The sequence below is a fragment of the Rhizobium sp. FG113 genome, assembly GCF_057809895.1.
Genome location: NZ_JBMDKV010000016.1, coordinates 102,666 through 117,279, shown reverse-complemented (window position 1 = coordinate 117,279; position 14,614 = coordinate 102,666). Strand labels below are relative to the sequence as shown.

The 14,614-nt window shown below is 62.2% G+C and carries 17 protein-coding genes and 1 riboswitch; of the genes, 6 read left to right on the top strand and 11 right to left on the bottom strand.

Annotated features, from left to right (window positions below):
* Nucleotides 1-49: 49 nt before the first annotated feature.
* Entirely contained in the window at nt 50-1,147 is a 1,098-nt protein-coding gene (locus ACODTZ_RS27640; protein WP_489029580.1) for a flagellar motor protein MotA, read from the top strand.
* A 3-nt stretch (nt 1,148-1,150) separates the two neighbouring features.
* Nucleotides 1,151-2,182: a peptidoglycan -binding protein gene (locus tag ACODTZ_RS27635; protein ID WP_018899686.1), complete on the top strand. Its 1,032-nt coding sequence runs from the start codon at nt 1,151-1,153 to the stop codon at nt 2,180-2,182.
* Nucleotides 2,183-2,285: 103 nt separating this feature from the next.
* Here ACODTZ_RS27635 and ACODTZ_RS27630 read toward each other — a convergent pair whose 3' ends face one another.
* From ACODTZ_RS27630 to ACODTZ_RS27615, 4 genes are all read right to left on the bottom strand, one after another.
* Nucleotides 2,286-2,477, bottom strand: a complete 192-nt coding sequence (locus ACODTZ_RS27630) for a YegP family protein (RefSeq protein WP_047509410.1) — start codon at nt 2,475-2,477, stop codon at nt 2,286-2,288.
* Nucleotides 2,478-2,573: 96 nt separating this feature from the next.
* Nucleotides 2,574-2,915 (bottom strand): CopG family antitoxin, encoded by a 342-nt coding sequence (locus ACODTZ_RS27625; RefSeq protein ID WP_489029578.1) that lies wholly within the window; start codon nt 2,913-2,915, stop codon nt 2,574-2,576.
* Nucleotides 2,896-3,189 (bottom strand): BrnT family toxin, encoded by a 294-nt coding sequence (locus ACODTZ_RS27620; protein WP_111563336.1) that lies wholly within the window; start codon nt 3,187-3,189, stop codon nt 2,896-2,898. Before ACODTZ_RS27620 ends, ACODTZ_RS27625 begins: the two co-directional genes overlap by 20 nt.
* A gap of 79 nt (nt 3,190-3,268) precedes the next feature.
* A complete protein-coding gene (locus ACODTZ_RS27615; protein WP_489029646.1) occupies nt 3,269-5,059 on the bottom strand; it encodes an ABC transporter transmembrane domain-containing protein in 1,791 nt (596 codons plus the stop codon).
* A gap of 203 nt (nt 5,060-5,262) precedes the next feature.
* On the opposite strand from ACODTZ_RS27615, the gene rpmE reads away from it, so the two are divergent.
* Entirely contained in the window at nt 5,263-5,484 is a 222-nt protein-coding gene (gene rpmE / locus ACODTZ_RS27610; RefSeq protein WP_037182697.1) for a 50S ribosomal protein L31, read from the top strand.
* Nucleotides 5,485-5,551: 67 nt separating this feature from the next.
* Here rpmE and ACODTZ_RS27605 read toward each other — a convergent pair whose 3' ends face one another.
* From ACODTZ_RS27605 to ACODTZ_RS27590, 4 genes are all read right to left on the bottom strand, one after another.
* Nucleotides 5,552-6,184, bottom strand: a complete 633-nt coding sequence (locus ACODTZ_RS27605; RefSeq protein ID WP_489029575.1) for a hypothetical protein — start codon at nt 6,182-6,184, stop codon at nt 5,552-5,554.
* 92 nt (nt 6,185-6,276) lie between these two features.
* Complete coding sequence (gene rcdA / locus ACODTZ_RS27600; protein WP_026283232.1) at nt 6,277-6,792, bottom strand: protease adaptor protein RcdA; 516 nt, start codon at nt 6,790-6,792, stop codon at nt 6,277-6,279.
* Between the two features lie 380 nt (nt 6,793-7,172).
* Entirely contained in the window at nt 7,173-7,364 is a 192-nt protein-coding gene (locus ACODTZ_RS27595; protein ID WP_489029574.1) for a DUF1192 domain-containing protein, read from the bottom strand.
* A 59-nt stretch (nt 7,365-7,423) separates the two neighbouring features.
* The gene (locus tag ACODTZ_RS27590; RefSeq protein WP_018899678.1) at nt 7,424-8,701 is read right to left on the bottom strand and encodes an MFS transporter; all 1,278 of its coding nucleotides are present in this window, start codon (nt 8,699-8,701) and stop codon (nt 7,424-7,426) included.
* A 175-nt stretch (nt 8,702-8,876) separates the two neighbouring features.
* Here ACODTZ_RS27590 and ACODTZ_RS27585 point away from each other — a divergent pair, with 175 nt between their 5' ends.
* Nucleotides 8,877-9,041, top strand: coding sequence for a hypothetical protein (locus ACODTZ_RS27585; protein WP_018899677.1), 165 nt, complete (start codon nt 8,877-8,879; stop codon nt 9,039-9,041).
* A gap of 112 nt (nt 9,042-9,153) precedes the next feature.
* Entirely contained in the window at nt 9,154-9,552 is a 399-nt protein-coding gene (locus ACODTZ_RS27580) for a VOC family protein (RefSeq protein ID WP_489029571.1), read from the top strand.
* 27 nt (nt 9,553-9,579) lie between these two features.
* Here ACODTZ_RS27580 and ACODTZ_RS27575 read toward each other — a convergent pair whose 3' ends face one another.
* Nucleotides 9,580-10,023, bottom strand: a complete 444-nt coding sequence (locus ACODTZ_RS27575) for a MarR family winged helix-turn-helix transcriptional regulator (RefSeq protein ID WP_489029570.1) — start codon at nt 10,021-10,023, stop codon at nt 9,580-9,582.
* A gap of 179 nt (nt 10,024-10,202) precedes the next feature.
* On the opposite strand from ACODTZ_RS27575, the gene ACODTZ_RS27570 reads away from it, so the two are divergent.
* Nucleotides 10,203-12,005: a chloride channel protein gene (locus ACODTZ_RS27570; RefSeq protein ID WP_489029568.1), complete on the top strand. Its 1,803-nt coding sequence runs from the start codon at nt 10,203-10,205 to the stop codon at nt 12,003-12,005.
* 54 nt (nt 12,006-12,059) lie between these two features.
* Here ACODTZ_RS27570 and ACODTZ_RS27565 read toward each other — a convergent pair whose 3' ends face one another.
* Complete coding sequence (locus ACODTZ_RS27565; RefSeq protein ID WP_489029566.1) at nt 12,060-13,418, bottom strand: voltage-gated chloride channel family protein; 1,359 nt, start codon at nt 13,416-13,418, stop codon at nt 12,060-12,062.
* Between the two features lie 90 nt (nt 13,419-13,508).
* Nucleotides 13,509-13,589: riboswitch (Fluoride riboswitch) on the bottom strand.
* Nucleotides 13,590-13,660: 71 nt separating this feature from the next.
* A complete protein-coding gene (locus tag ACODTZ_RS27560; RefSeq protein WP_489029564.1) occupies nt 13,661-14,578 on the bottom strand; it encodes a PhzF family phenazine biosynthesis protein in 918 nt (305 codons plus the stop codon).
* Nucleotides 14,579-14,614: the final 36 nt, after the last annotated feature.

Sequence of the window (14,614 nt, the reverse complement as noted above, 5' to 3'; positions counted from 1 at the left end):
AATGATGATCTAGTCTCCGGCTGTGATGAGGCCGGAGGCTGCGGAATCTATGGAAAATGTGAATGTGGCGGAGTTCGGCTCGACCGAAAAAACCACGGGAAATTACAGCTATAAGCTATCCAGCCCGATGCCCTTTTTGTGGACGATGGTGCTGTTCCTCGTCATCGTCGGGTTCATAGCATCCATCCTGTTCCGCCAGGCGCAGACGGCCTTCATGCACAATCCGGGGCTGAACGGCCTCATTCTCGGCGTTCTCGGCATCGGCATCATCCTTGTCTTCAGCCATGTGCTGTCGCTTCGGCCCGAGGTGCGCTGGTTCAATTCTTTCCGCGCCGCCGGCAGTGCCGACAAGGTGAACCGCAACCCGAAGCTCTTGGCGCCGATGCGCACGCTGATCGGCAGCCGCACCTCCTCGGCCGCCGGCATCTCGACCACGGCCTTCCGCTCCATTCTCGACTCGATCGCCAACCGCCTTGACGAATCCCGCGACGTCTCGCGCTATCTCATCGGTCTCCTCGTCTTCCTCGGTTTGCTCGGCACCTTCTGGGGCCTGATCGGCACGATCGGCTCGATCAGCAACGTCATCCAGTCGCTCGACGCCGGAACCAATGGCTCCTCGGATGTGCTTTCGGCGCTGAAAGAGGGGCTGTCGCAGCCGCTTTCGGGCATGGGGCAGGCGTTCTCGTCGTCGCTGCTTGGTCTTTCCGGTTCGCTCATCCTCGGCTTTCTCGACCTGCAGGCCGGCCGCGCGCAAAACCGCTTCTATACCGAGCTGGAAAACTGGCTGTCGTCGGTGACCGATGTCGGCTCCGACCTCGCGGCACCCGTCATCGACACCAAGGGCGGCGTTTCGCCGGAAGAGATCCGGGCGCTGTCGGAATATATGCAGAAGGTCTCTGAAGAGGGCGGCGGCAGCCAGCGCTCTGTCGCGGCCATGGCCAATCTCGCCGAGGGCATCCAGGGGCTGGTCAAGAACATGCGCAACGAGCAGCAGATGCTGCGCGACTGGATCGAGGCGCAGCAGGACGAGGCGAAGGCCATGCGCCGCACGCTCGACCGGCTGGCTGAGCGGATCGGCGCGCAGGAAAAGCATGCGTCCGCCGAGCGCCCCCGCATGCCGCAGACCGAAAAGAGCGAGGGCAAGTAAGCCATGGCTCTTGCCCGCAACCGTCGCCGCGAACGCACGGTCGACTACTGGCCTGGCTTCGTCGATGCGCTGTCGACGCTTCTGATCGCGGTGATGTTCCTGCTCACGGTGTTCGTCGTCGGGCAGTTTATTCTCAGCCGCGAAATATCCGGCCGCGACGAGGTAATGAACCGGCTGAACAGCCAGATCAACGAACTGACGCAGCTCTTGGCGCTCGAAAAGGGCAGCAAGCAGGATCTCGAGGACAGCGTCGCCAACCTGCAGGCCTCGCTTGCGACCGCCGAGGGCGAACGCTCACGGCTGCAGTCGCTGCTTTCGGCCGGCTCCGGCGGCCAGGACGCGGCGCAGCAGCGCATCGGCTCGCTCACCAAGGAGCTCGACGAGCAGAAGCAGATGAGCGACCGGGCGATGAGCCAGGTGGAGTTGCTCAACCAGCAGATCGCGGCGCTGCGCAACCAGATCGCCGCCGTCGAGGTGGCGCTGCAGGCCTCCGAGCAGAAGGACCAGCAGTCGCAGACGAAGATCGCCGATCTCGGCCGCCGCCTCAACGTGGCGCTTGCCGCGCGCGTGCAGGAGCTCAACCGTTACCGCTCGGACTTCTTCGGGCGCCTGCGTGAGATCCTGTCTGACCGCGAGAACATCCGCATCGTCGGTGACCGCTTCGTGTTCCAGTCGGAAGTGCTCTTCCCCTCCGGCGGCGCCGATCTCAATCCCGACGGACAGACGGAGATGGCCAAGCTCGCGGCAGCACTGCTCGACGTCGCCAAGGAGATTCCGCCGGAGATCAACTGGGTGCTGCGCGTCGACGGCCACACCGACAACGTGCCGCTCGCCGGCACCGGCCGCTTCGCCGACAACTGGCAGCTGTCTTCGGCGCGCGCGATCTCGGTGGTCAAGTTCCTGATCGCGCAAGGCGTTCCTGCCGACCGGCTGGTGGCCGCAGGCTTCGGCGAGTATCAGCCGATCGCGCCTGGCGATACGCCCGAGGCACGCGCGACCAACCGACGGATCGAGCTGAAGCTGACGGAGAAGTGACGGGTGAGTTGCGCTTGCGCAAGTAACGGCGCGGCATTGCACAACCGTTCATGGCCCAGCAGCATAAAAAAAGGCGGCGCCCTGAGGTGCCGCCTTTGATGTATCAGGCGTCAGCCGCCTTGGTGGTGTCGTCGACGACGGCTCCGGGAGCGTTTTTCTTGATGGATTCGATCGCGCTCAGCGCCGACGCCTTGGCCTTGTAGCCCTCGGAGCCGAACATCGCTTCGCCGTTCGATGCCTTGAAACGGAAACGGAATTCGCCTGCCTTGTCCTTATAAACTTCGAACTTATACATCGATTGTCTCCCGGAATCAGGATGTTGTTTAAATCTGCAAGCGCAGCCTAAAACAAAAAATCCAATTATTCCATCGGGATGTTTGGGCGGGTGCGCTCAGGCGGCGGCGTCCGAGGCGTCTTTGGTCGCAGCTGCGGATATGCCGGCCTTGAACGCATCGATTGCCTTTAGCGCCGCGTCTCTTGAGTTCAGGGGCGCGGACGAGAACAAGATTTCGCCGCTCGATTGCTTAACGTCAAAATGAAAGCGGCTTTGTGCGTCCTTCGTGACTACGAAGACGTAATCGCCCGCCGCCACGTGTTCTGGCGAGATCTTCTCAAACAACATGTCACGACCGCTGGAGAGATCGAATTCGCTCAGGTCGGCATCGGCGACGAAATCCTCGGCCTGCTGGTCGGAGGAGAAGCGCGGAAGCGGCTTAAGACTTTTGCTGTTCATAGTGCCTCACTTCCTTTGCGTGCATGTAGCGCGCGCTGATGGGACGCAGCAAAGTTACACCGTTTTTGACGCGCAGGCAAAAGACGATGAAGACGTAACGGTCTTGCTCATCCTTGCCGATCGCGCGCATCCTCGTCTCCAATCCCGGGTCGAAGGGATCGTCGAAGATGCTCACCGGGCGCTCGAACACGGATTCGATCGTCCGAATGGACAGACCATGCCTGCCGCATTTCGGCCAGTTGCCATCATCCCAATCGAAACCGTTGAACCGCATCGCCCGCGCCCTGGATACGGTTCAACGCTATTGCAGCACCTTTGCGATTGCAATCCTCAGTGGAAACATCACTCCGCCGTCACTTCACCGCCGCAAGAAGCTCCTCCGCACCGGCATCGAACTGCAGCCGGGCCAGCTTGGCGTAGATGCCGCCGTGGCGCACGAGGCTCTGGTGGGTGCCTTCCTCGACGACGCGGCCCTGGTCGAGGACCAGGATGCGATCGGCCTTCAGCACGGTTGCGAGGCGGTGGGCGATGATGAGCGTCGTGCGACCTTCCATCAGGCCGTCCAATGCCCGCTGCACCAGCGTTTCGCTTTCTGCATCGAGCGCCGAGGTGGCTTCGTCGAGCAGAAGGATCGGCGCGTTCTTTAGGATGGCGCGGGCAATGGCGATGCGCTGGCGCTGGCCGCCCGACAGCATGATGCCGCGTTCGCCGACCGTGGTGTCGTAGCCTTGCTCCAGCCGCGCGATGAACTCGTCGGCCTGGGCGGCGATGGCGGCGGCGCGGACTTCCTCGCGCGTGGCGCTCGGGCGGCCGAAGGCGATGTTGTCATGGATGGAGGCGGCGAAGATGGTGACGTCCTGGGGGACGATGGCGATGCGCTTGCGCAGGCCATCGGTGTCGGCTTGGCGCGCGTCGACGCCATCGATCATGACGGCGCCCTGCTGCGGATCGTAGAAGCGCAGCAGCAGCGAGAAGATGGTGGTCTTGCCGGCGCCTGAGGGGCCGACGATGGCGACGGTCTCGCCCGGCTTGACCGCGAAGCTCAGGCCATGCAGCGCGGATGTGTCGGGGCGCGAGGGATAGGCGAAGTGGACGTCTGTGAACTCGACGCGGCCGAGGCTCGGATCGGGCAGGGCGATGGGGGAGGCCGGCGTTACGATCGGAGAGACTTCGTCGAGCAGTTCGGTCAAGCGATCGGCGGCGCCGGCTGCCTGCGAGAGTTCGCCCCAGACTTCCGACAGCGCCCCGAGCGAGCCGGCGGCGATGACGGAATAGAGCAGGAACTGGCCAAGCGTGCCGGCAGACAGCGTGCCCTCAAGCACATTGTGCGCGCCGACCCAAAGGACGGCGACGACGCTGCCGAAGATCAGCGTGATGGCGATGCCCGTCAGCAGCGAGCGCGAGCGGATGGCGGCGCGGGCGGCGGCGAAGGCGGCTTCGACGGCTGCTCCATAGCGGTTTGCCGCGGCGGTCTCGCCACCGAATGCCTGGACGGTGCGGGTGGCGGCGATGGTTTCGTTGGCGAAGGCGGAGGCCTCGGCCAGCGTGTCCTGTGCGGCGCGCGAGCGCTTACGCACCGAGCGGCCGAAGGCGACCAGCGGGAAGACGATGAGCGGGATCGCCAAGAGTACGAGGCTGGCGAGCTTGGGCGAGGTGACGACCATCATGACGATGGCGCCGAGACACAGGATCATGTTGCGCAGCGCGACCGAGGCGGTGGCGCCCACGGCGGACTTGATCTGCGTGGTATCGGCCGTCAGCCGGGAGACGATCTCGCCGGACTGGTTGACGTCGAAGAAGGAGGCGGACAGCCGCGTCACATGCGCGAAGACGTCGCGGCGGAGATCCGAGACGATGCGCTCGCCAAGCGTGATGACGAAGAAGTAGCGCAGCGCGCTCGATATGGCGAGCACGACCGCCATGACCATGAGCATGATGAAGTAGCTGTTGATGAAGCGGCCGTCGGAGTGGCTAAAGCCGTGGTCGATCATGCGGCGCACGGCAAGAGGAAGCGCCAGCGAGGTGACGGCGGCGAGCGCCAGCGAGAAGAGGGCGCCGGTGACGAGGCCGCGATAACGCATGACGTAAGGCGTCAGTCTGCCGAGAGGTTTCAAGGAGCGGGACTTTTTCTTCTCGGTCTGCATTGCGTCTGTCAATTCAATCTCCAGCAGCCCTCAACACCGTGCAACACGGTCGATGGCTCTTGTTATCCTAATGGCCTTCATGTATAGGCACCGCATCCTAATGGGAAGCCGTAGCCAGTAGCGACTGCGGCTTCATTTATTCAATCGGTCCTCTTGTCGCAACGTGGTGCGTCAAATGGACGTGACATCGCAGGAAGATTGTTATGAAGGCTGAAATCCATCCCGACTACCACACCATCAAGGTAGTCATGACCGACGGCACCGAATACGAAACCCGCTCGACCTGGGGTTCGGAAGGCGCTGTGATGAACCTCGAAATCGATTCCAAGTCGCACCCGGCCTGGACGGGCGGCAACCAGCAGCTCATGGACCGCGGTGGCCGCGTTTCCAAGTTCAACAAGCGTTTCGGCGGCCTCGGCCTCTAATCGCTGCTGTTGCACTGATTTCGAAGGAGCCCTGCGAAAGCGGGGCTTTTTTGCGTTTGGGAGGCGACTACCGGATTTCCGGAAAATGGTCCTCAGGTCTGCTGCCGATTAGGTCCCCCGCCAATACGACGAACCTGACGTTGGGAGGTGCAAACGACCTGTAGTTATCGGTCTCTGTTCTCTCCAGGATCCTTATCCGGTGGCTGAGAGTTGCTATTGAGACTAAAGGCAGGTGATAAGCAAAGGCCCAATCATAGAAGCCATAGCCGGACTCGCCCATCTTCAGATCGGGTAGGTTTGCTTGGAGCTTTCGATTTAGTTCATTCACATGTCCCAATAGGCATGCGATCGCGTCCATTGTCTTATCGGGTTCCCATTTGGCCTCAATGCCGTGTGAGATGAACCTGAATAGATCGTTCTTGTACTCCCAGGCGCCGAAGCTCTCGAGTGTCACCTGTGGGTCTTTCGATCTTATATGTTTTATAGAGTCTGCTATGTCCCGGAGTTTTCTGTTGTTCTTAACCGGAATCTTGTTTCGCTCTCCGAAGTGATGCGCGTGGAGGCAAAGTCCTTCAAATCTATGAAGCAAGCTGTTGGAATCGGGGTCCATAGCCAACGGAGTGGCTGCGAGCTCATTGAGCAGTTGGAACGTTGGTGCATAGATTTGGTTCTGAAACTTGATCGCAATTGCCACTGTCACGTGCGGTCTTCCTTCTTCATTGGTAAGTGACAACAACAAAAAACCGGCCGCGCAGGGAACGCAGCCGGTTTATGCAGTCTACCTTGAATGGATCAGTTGTTGCCGAAGGCCGTCTGCAGCAGGCTGAGCTGAGCCTGGACGCTGTTCTGGTTGTCAGGCACGATGGCTGCCTCGTTCGGGCGATAGATTTCGCGGTCGAGCAGGGCCACACGGTTCTGCAGGCGCAGCGAGCGCTCGATCAGGTCGCGGAAAGCTTCTGGAAGGTCGCCCCAGCCCGGAGCGTTGCGGTCGACGTTGAAGCCGTCGAGGCGAACCTTGTTCTTTTCGGCCAGAACCTGATCGCGCGACATTTCGCCATTGTTGACGGCGCGCTGCAGGAGGAGCCAGGAGGCCATCTGCATCAGGCGGGTGGTGAGGCGCATGGATTCCGCTGCGTAGAGAACCGATGCCATGCGCGGCAGAACCTTTGATGCGGTGCGGCCATTGCCATCCAGATAGGCGGCGGTCTCTTCGACCAGCGACATGCCCTCGGAGTACAATGTCTTAAACTGCGACGATGCGGCAGCGCGTCCTGCAAAACTGATCGTGTTCAATCCAAGCTCTGACATTTAAAGGGTCCCTGTTGCACGCATCTACTTATTGATCAGGTAACGCAGGCCGGTCCCAAAAGGTTTCACCGGTCGGCCTTAATGACTTTAAAGATGGTAGTTTTAGCCTAATAGCGCAAGGCGTTTCTTAATAAAGGGTTAACTTCCACAGTTTCGTGGTTTTCGTCCCCAGCCAATGCGAAAAAGGAGAGCCGCAAAAGCGGCTCTCAAGGTAAAACAGGGAGAAAAATCAGACCAATTCACCGCATGGGAAACTGTCTGAGATCCAGAGCAAGTCCGGATGAGCACATCAATACATTAGAAAGCTTAACGCCTCATTAAGTGTGTGCCGAATTAACACTTGCGCGGCGGCTATAAATCAAATCCGGGCTTTTGCCGGGTCACGATTTGAAGAGGTTTTCTGCGGCCAATCTTCCCGATGCCTTGCGAGCGGCTTCCTGCTCGATGCGCGAAATCTCGGCTTTGAGCATGCCGATACGCGCGTTGAGCTCGTCCACCGACATCATCGAGAGGTCCATGCCGATCTCGTGATTCGGCTTCTTCTGCGGCCGGTCGTCATCCATGAAGGTCATGTTCGGTCCTCCGTCCTCGTGTCGGCGGGCAAGCGCCCGGCCGTCTCCGCATTCCAAGTCTATCGGGTTGCCGGCTCCATCGGCGGCTCGGGCGTCTTGTTCTGCCCCCGATCGGCAAGCGTCATGCCCTCGGGCGTCATCATCTGCGAGGTGGCCGTCGGGATGGTGGTGAAGGCGTCGCGGTCACTTGCCGGAATGGCGGCGCGCGCGCGGCTGCGGATAATCGCGTAAGCGGTGATCAGCACGTGTGCTAGTGCGGTGACCAGGAACAGCGCGTGCGGGCTCGCCATCGACATGACGGGGCCGCCGATCGTCGGGCCGATGATGGTGCCGATGCCATAGAGCAGCAGCAGGCCGCCGGAGACCTTCACAAAGTCCTCCGAGGAGGCGTAGTCGTTGGCGTGGGCGACGGCGATCGGATAGAGCGTGTTGGCGACCGCGCCATAGAGCACCACCAGCGTGATGATGAAGGCGGGCGAGGAGGGGTGGAGGACGACGAGCATCAGCCCGGCAAGGGCCGCGATCGCCGACATGGCGGCCAGCACATAACGACGGTCGATGCGGTCGGAGAGGCGGCCGGCGGGGAGCTGCATGACGGCGCCGGCAAAGATGGTCGAGCTCATCATGATGGCGATCGAGGTATCCGAGAGACCGGCGCCGGCGCCGAAGACGGCGCCCAGCGTGCCATAGGCGCCATTGGCGATGCCGACCAGGAGAATGCCGAGGCAGGAGACCGGGGAGTTGCGATAGAGCGCCTTGAGATCGAGCTTCACGGCCTTCAGCGGCTGCGGCGAGGCGGCGGTCGACAGCAGTGTCGGCAGCATGGCGATGCAATAGAAGATGCCGCAGATCATGAAGAGAATGGGTGTGCGGACATCCTCGAGCGGGATCATCATCTGGCCGGCGACGACGCCGATCAGGGTGATGGCGATATAGAGCGAGAAGATCGCGCCGCGGCTCTCGTTTGTAGCGCGCTCGTTCAGCCAGCTCTCGATGATCATCGAGGTGCCGGCCGTGGCAAAGCCGGTGACGGCGCGCAGCAGCACCCACCAGACGGGATGAACGGCGATGCCGCTCACCAGCGCGATGATGGCGATGATCGAGATGAAGCCGGAGAAGGCGCGCACATGGCCGACGCGGCTGACCATCTTCGGCGCAACAAGGCAACCGATGACGAAGCCGGCGGCCCAGGATGTGCCGAGCAGGCCGAGCGTGGTGGTCGCATAACCTTCGAGATTGCCGCGGACGGGGAGGAGGATGCCTTGCAGGCCATTGCCCATGAACAGAAAGAGCGTGCCGAACAGAAGTGCGGCGACGGATAGAAGATTTCGTTTCATTGGCCCCCCATGCAACTCAGCTTACATGCACAAAGACATATGGCAGCACACGATGCTGCCCAGTCTTTGAAATGTTGATTGTCTCCCCGAATGCCTTTACGGCATGTTTAGAGGCAGTCGTCGCGCGAAATAATGTCCGTCCTGTGACATCAAGAACATATGGAAAAATAAAGACATGACGAAGCTGATCGCGCTTCTCCTGATGCTTGCGATGGTGGTGCACCTGATCAAGCCGCTGGGTCTTCCGGGCCTCAGAAAGCGCGCGGATTTCTGGAAGATCGCGCTGTTTGCCTTCGCGATCTGGGCGGTTGCGCTGCTTGGGCGGGATCTGTTTGTTTAAGCGCAATTGGTTGTAGAGACGCCGGTCGCGGGAAGAGGCTCGCCCCCGATGGCGTCCGGCCGCCGTTTCGGGTACTTTACGGCTGCTTGGACGCTTCTTGGGGGGAGAGGACATGCTTGCCCTGCATCACGTGTCGATCATCACTGATGACCTGGAGACATCTCTTCCGTTTTACCGCGATGTCTTTGGTCTTTCCGAAATTCCTCGGCCGGACTTTCCGGTCGAAGGGGCGTGGCTCGCCTGCGGCAGCTTGCAGGTCCACCTCGTCGTGCATCCCGAGGGTACCTTCCGACAACGGCCGGTCATCGATCGCAACGACTGGCACTTTGCGTTTCGGACCGACGACTTCGAGGCCGTTCTCGAGCGCCTCGCCGCTCTCGGCTTCAGCGGGGATCTGCCCGAAGGCGATCCCAAGCACATGCTGATTTTCCGCACCGGCCTGGCCGGGTTCCCGCAGCTTTATCTTCGCGACCCTGACTTGAATATCGTCGAGATCAACGGAGCGCCTTGAGGGGCGGTCTATAGGCTCGTCGACATCTTATGCCGACCACGGATCATCCGGCAGCGGGGTTTCCTGCTGAATGCTCTGGAGGATGCCGATCAGGCGGGGTGCCATTTCGCGGATTTCCTTGAGGTGGATGGTCGTCAGCTGTTTGAGGACGGCCTCGGCCTGGTCAGTCAGCATGAGCGTCTGGCGGCGGCGGTCGTTGGGGTCGGGGCGGCGGCTGACGTAGCCGGCTGCCTCGAGACGCCCTACCAGTTCGGTGGCGGTATGCGGCGCGATGATCAGCCGCTCGGCGAGCAGCCCGACGGTCATCGGATCGGGCGCGCGGTGTCCCTTGATGGCGAGCAGCGCCTGATGCTGCTGCGCGGGCAGGCCGGCTTCAAGCGCGGCCGAGGCGCTGAAATCCATGAAACGGCGCAGCGTATGGCGAAGGTTCGCGAGCGCTTCGTAGTCCTCGTCCGACAGATCGTCCCGCATCGCCACATCCTTCCGTCAACGCCCATGAAAGTCAGGGCGATCTCTAGCCGTTATCGCCGCCATCCGCAAAGCCTGCGGCGCGAGAAGCGCGCCTTATGAGACGCGAGAGGCGGGTCTCTTGATTTGTATCGTAATACGATATATTTGAGCGCGCGGATAAACACCAGACAGGATCGACCATGCCCCCAAAATCTCTTCCTCCCGATACATCCCCCAATGCCGCTTCCCTGCTGCGGCGCCGCGCGGCGGGCGATTTCACCACCGACAGGCGCGTTCTGGCGCTGATCGCGATGGCCGTCGTCGTCGGCACCGGCGGCGCGTTTGCGGCGTGGCTGCTGGTCAGCCTGATCTCGCTCGTCTCGAATGTCGTCTGGTTCGGAAAGTTCAGCCTCGTTGCCGAGAGCCTGGCGCATGCGCGTCCGTCGCTATGGATGCTTGTCGTGCCTGTGATCGGCGGACTGATCATCGGGCTGATGGCGCGCTTCGGCTCGGAGAAGATCAGGGGACACGGCATTCCCGAGGCCATCGAGGCGATCCTGATCGGCGGAAGCCGCATGTCGCCGAAGGTGGCCGTGCTCAAGCCGCTGTCATCGGCGATCTCGATCGGCACCGGTGGGCCGTTCGGGGCTGAAGGGCCGATCATCATGACCGGTGGCGCGATCGGTTCGCTGTTTGCGCAGTGCTTCGAGATGAGCTCGGCGGAGCGCAAGTCTCTGCTGGTCGCGGGCGCTGCCGCCGGGATGACCGCGATCTTCGGCACGCCGATCGCGGCACTTCTCCTGGCGGTCGAGCTGCTTCTGTTCGAATGGAAGCCGAGAAGCTTCATTCCAGTTGCCGTGGCGGCCTGCGTGTCGGCTTGCTGGCGGCCGTTTCTGTTCGGCGCCGGTCCGCTGTTTCCCGCGCATTTCGCCATGAGCCTGCCCTGGTGGGGGATCGCGCTCTGCGCCGGGCTAGGCATTCTCACGGGCTTCGCGTCCGGTCTTCTGACCGTGCTTCTTTACAAGGTCGAGGACCTGTTCGAGGCCCTGCCTGTTCACTGGATGTGGTGCCCTGCGATCGGCGGGTTGTTCATCGGGCTCGGTGGGCTGATCGAGCCCCGCGCGCTCGGCGTCGGATACGATATCATCGAGGATCTGCTGCACAGCAACGTGCTCCCGGCTGCTGTCCTCACCATCCTCGCCGTGAAGGTGGCGATCTGGCTGATCGCATTGTCATCCGGCACGTCGGGCGGTGTGCTCGCGCCGTTGCTCATCTTCGGTGGCGCGATCGGCTGGCTGGCCGGGCTGTTTCTGCCAGGCGACCAGGGCTTCTGGGCGCTGATCGGCATGGCCGCGATGATGGGCGGCACGATGCGCGCGCCGTTGACCGGGACGTTCTTCGCGGTGGAGCTGACGGGAGACCTGTCGGCGCTTCTGCCGCTGCTTGCCGCCACGGTGTCCGCCTATGCGGTGACGGTGCTCGTGCTCCGGCGCTCGATCCTCACGGAAAAGATCGCCCGGCGCGGCCAGCACATCACGCGCGAATACGGTATCGATCCGTTCGAGCTGACGCGCGCCCGCGACATCATGATCGTCGACGTCGACGTGCTGTCGGCCCGGCAGACGGTGGGGGAGGTGAAAACCTTCTTCGAGACCGCCGAGAAAACGCATCGGGTCTATCCCGTCGTCGACGACCAGCGTGTGCTGCTCGGCCTAGTCTCCCGCGCCGATGTGCTGCGGTGGCATCAGCAGGGCGTGGCAGATGATGTCAGCATTGTCGACGCGACGTCGAACGCTGAGATCGCCTATGCGCTTGCGGATGATACGGTCGGGCATGTCACGGATATCATGCTGAATTCAGGTGAAGGACGCATCCCCGTCATCGATCCGCAGACGAAGCGGCTGGTCGGGCTGATCGCACGCAAGGATCTGCTGCATCTGCGGCATTCCTTCAAGACGAGCGAGACCGAACGCCGGCCTTATCTGTTTTCAAGCGCTGCTTAAGTCGCTGCTGAACAAGTCGCCCGCCGCGTTCTCGTGGCGGGCGCTTTCATTTTGTCACTTCTCGACACCCTCGGCCGCCGGCACCTTCCGCTCCCTGATATGGCGCAGCGAGACGCCTGACGGGATCGTCCCCATGGCGCGGCGCTTCGGGACGCCGAGGCGCTGGGCCAGATAGATGCTTGAGTGGCCACTGCAGAGATAGGCGAGGAAGCAGGCGACGGCGAGGTAGACGGCGTGGGTGGCGCCGAAGAGCTCGATGCCCATGATCATGCAGGCGAGCGGCGTGTTGGTGGCGCCGGCGAAGATCGCCACGAAGCCGAGCCCGGCGAAGAGATCGGACGGAGCGCCGAAGAGGGCTGCCAACGCATTGCCGAGTGCGGCGCCGATGAAGAAGAGCGGCGTGACCTCGCCGCCCTTGAAGCCGGCGCTGAGCGTGACGATGGTGAAGAGCGCCTTCCACAGCCAGCTCCAGCAATCGACGGCGCCGGGTGCGAAGAAGCCCGCTATCGTCGGGTCGGCTGGATCGGGCGACCAGACACCGAGGCCGAGATAGGCGCGGGTGCCGAGCAGGTGAACGAGGCCGATCAGGATCAGCCCGGCCAGAACCGGGCGCAGCGGCGCGTAGGGTAGGAGCTTCTTGAACAGGGCTGAAGCCGCGTGAGAGAGTTCGGCGAAGGATTTCGCCGCGAGCCCGAAGATGACGCCGGCGATCGCGACTTTCGTGAGCAGGATCGCATCCAGATGGAAGACATTGGCGGGCGCGTCGGCGAGATAGGCGATGTGGTAGTGCGTGTGCTCGATGCCCCAGGCGTGGCAGGCCCAGTCGCCGGTGACTGCTGCCATCAGGCAGGGGATAAGGGCTTCATATTGCATGCGGCCGATGGTGAGCACTTCGAGTGCGAAGATGGCGCCGGCGATCGGCGTGCCGAACACCGCGCCGAAGCCGGCCGCAACGCCGCCCATGAGGATGATCCTCACGTCGGCGGGCGACAGACGGAATAGCTTCGCCACGGCGCTGGCGATGCTGCCGCCAAGCTGCACCGCCGTGCCCTCGCGGCCGGCGGAGCCGCCGAAGAGATGGGTGGCGATGGTGGAGATGAGGATGAGCGGTGCCATGCGCAGGGGAACGCCGGCGCCCGGTTCATGGATCTGGTCGACGATGAGGTTGTTGCCGCCTTCGGCCGACTTTCCGAATGTCTGGTAGATCAGAACCATCAGGAAGCCGGCAACGGGCAGGCCGTAGAGCAGCCAGGGATGGTCGAAGCGGCTCCTGGTCGCGAGGTCGAGCGCCCAGAGGAAGAATGCGCAAAGCGAGCCGACGACGACCGCCATCGGAACGATGACGGCGATCCATTTGCCGATATCGCGCAGTTGGCGCAGGCGAATGCCAAAGATGTCGGAGAAGGCGATCATAGTGCTGCCCCTTGATGATGGGCGGTATCGCCGGCGATGTGTGATGGAATGAAGATTTCGAACATGACTCTACCCTTTCGCGCGATGGCAAATGAAGTAGGAGTCATCGGCTTCGTCGGGGAAGCGGTTCAGCCTTTTCTGGCCTCGGCAGAATCCATTACCGATAGCCAGTTTGATATCGCTTGCGCCGGATTGCTGTCAAGCGTGCCGGAGCGTTGATCCCTCCTGTTCGAGCGTGGCGATCAGCAGTCGATCACGCCACGCATGACCTCGACGCAGGCGCCCGAGATCGCAACGTCGGTGACTACGCCATCCTTCTTCGTTACCTCGATGCCGATGAGGCTGCGGCGGCCCATCTCCACGCCCTGCTCGATGGTCAGCGATACCGTCATATTCGGTTCCGGCTCGAGCGAGACGAGGTAGGCGCCGAGGGCGGCCGAGGCGCTGCCGGTCGCCGGGTCTTCCGGGACGTTGTCGAGCGGGGCGAACATGCGGGCGCGGATGTGCCAGGGCTTGTCGGCCGAGCGGATGTAGACGAAAAGCGAGAAGTCGTGGTTGCCCTCCAGTGTTGGGCCGGCCGCATCCTGGAAGTAAGCGAGGTTGGGGCGGGCGCGGGCGAGCGTGTCGAGATCGGCGAGTTCGGCGACGACGAAGCTCAAGCCGACGGACGCTGTCAGTGGCTGGTGGATGCGGGTGCTGACCTCTGTGCTGTCGATGGCGAGGCAGCGGGAGATGGTGTCTACGGCGACGGTGTTGCCAGTCGATAGCGGCTTCGGTGCGCGGATCGCGGTGGAGGTCACGCGGCCTTCCTCGCGGCGCACGTCGACGGTGACCACGCCGGCTTTTTCCTCGAAGCGCATGACGTCGCCAACAGGCTTTCCGAAGATATCGCCGAGATTGCCGAGGACATAGGCGGTGCCGACATTGGGGTGGCCGGCGAAGGGCACTTCCGTGGTCGGCGTGAAGATGCGCACGCGGGCGGTGTTTTCGGGATTCTCTGGCGGCAGAACGAAGGTCACTTCCGAATAGCCGAACTCGGCGGCGATCTTCTGCATCTGATCATCGGAGAGGCCGCGCGCATCCGTCATCACAGCCAACGGGTTGCCTTCGAAGCGGGTGGAAGTGAAGACATCGACGGTGGTGAAGGAAACGGCGGTCATTGCGTGCTCCGATAGTTCAGGAGCGAAATCAGTAGC

Bases quoted from the DNA above. Each gene is read 5' to 3' on its own strand.
- ACODTZ_RS27640 (WP_489029580.1), top strand. From the start codon at position 50: ATGGAAAATGTGAATGTGGCGGAGTTCGGCTCGACCGAAAAAACCACG.
- ACODTZ_RS27635 (WP_018899686.1), top strand. From the start codon at position 1,151: ATGGCTCTTGCCCGCAACCGTCGCCGCGAACGCACGGTCGACTACTGG.
- ACODTZ_RS27630 (WP_047509410.1), bottom strand. From the start codon at position 2,477: ATGTATAAGTTCGAAGTTTATAAGGACAAGGCAGGCGAATTCCGTTTC.
- ACODTZ_RS27625 (WP_489029578.1), bottom strand. From the start codon at position 2,915: ATGAACAGCAAAAGTCTTAAGCCGCTTCCGCGCTTCTCCTCCGACCAG.
- ACODTZ_RS27620 (WP_111563336.1), bottom strand. From the start codon at position 3,189: ATGCGGTTCAACGGTTTCGATTGGGATGATGGCAACTGGCCGAAATGC.
- ACODTZ_RS27615 (WP_489029646.1), bottom strand. From the start codon at position 5,059: ATGCAGACCGAGAAGAAAAAGTCCCGCTCCTTGAAACCTCTCGGCAGA.
- rpmE (WP_037182697.1), top strand. From the start codon at position 5,263: ATGAAGGCTGAAATCCATCCCGACTACCACACCATCAAGGTAGTCATG.
- rcdA (WP_026283232.1), bottom strand. From the start codon at position 6,792: ATGTCAGAGCTTGGATTGAACACGATCAGTTTTGCAGGACGCGCTGCC.
- ACODTZ_RS27595 (WP_489029574.1), bottom strand. From the start codon at position 7,364: ATGACCTTCATGGATGACGACCGGCCGCAGAAGAAGCCGAATCACGAG.
- ACODTZ_RS27590 (WP_018899678.1), bottom strand. From the start codon at position 8,701: ATGAAACGAAATCTTCTATCCGTCGCCGCACTTCTGTTCGGCACGCTC.
- ACODTZ_RS27585 (WP_018899677.1), top strand. From the start codon at position 8,877: ATGACGAAGCTGATCGCGCTTCTCCTGATGCTTGCGATGGTGGTGCAC.
- ACODTZ_RS27580 (WP_489029571.1), top strand. From the start codon at position 9,154: ATGCTTGCCCTGCATCACGTGTCGATCATCACTGATGACCTGGAGACA.
- ACODTZ_RS27575 (WP_489029570.1), bottom strand. From the start codon at position 10,023: ATGCGGGACGATCTGTCGGACGAGGACTACGAAGCGCTCGCGAACCTT.
- ACODTZ_RS27570 (WP_489029568.1), top strand. From the start codon at position 10,203: ATGCCCCCAAAATCTCTTCCTCCCGATACATCCCCCAATGCCGCTTCC.
- ACODTZ_RS27565 (WP_489029566.1), bottom strand. From the start codon at position 13,418: ATGATCGCCTTCTCCGACATCTTTGGCATTCGCCTGCGCCAACTGCGC.
- ACODTZ_RS27560 (WP_489029564.1), bottom strand. From the start codon at position 14,578: ATGACCGCCGTTTCCTTCACCACCGTCGATGTCTTCACTTCCACCCGC.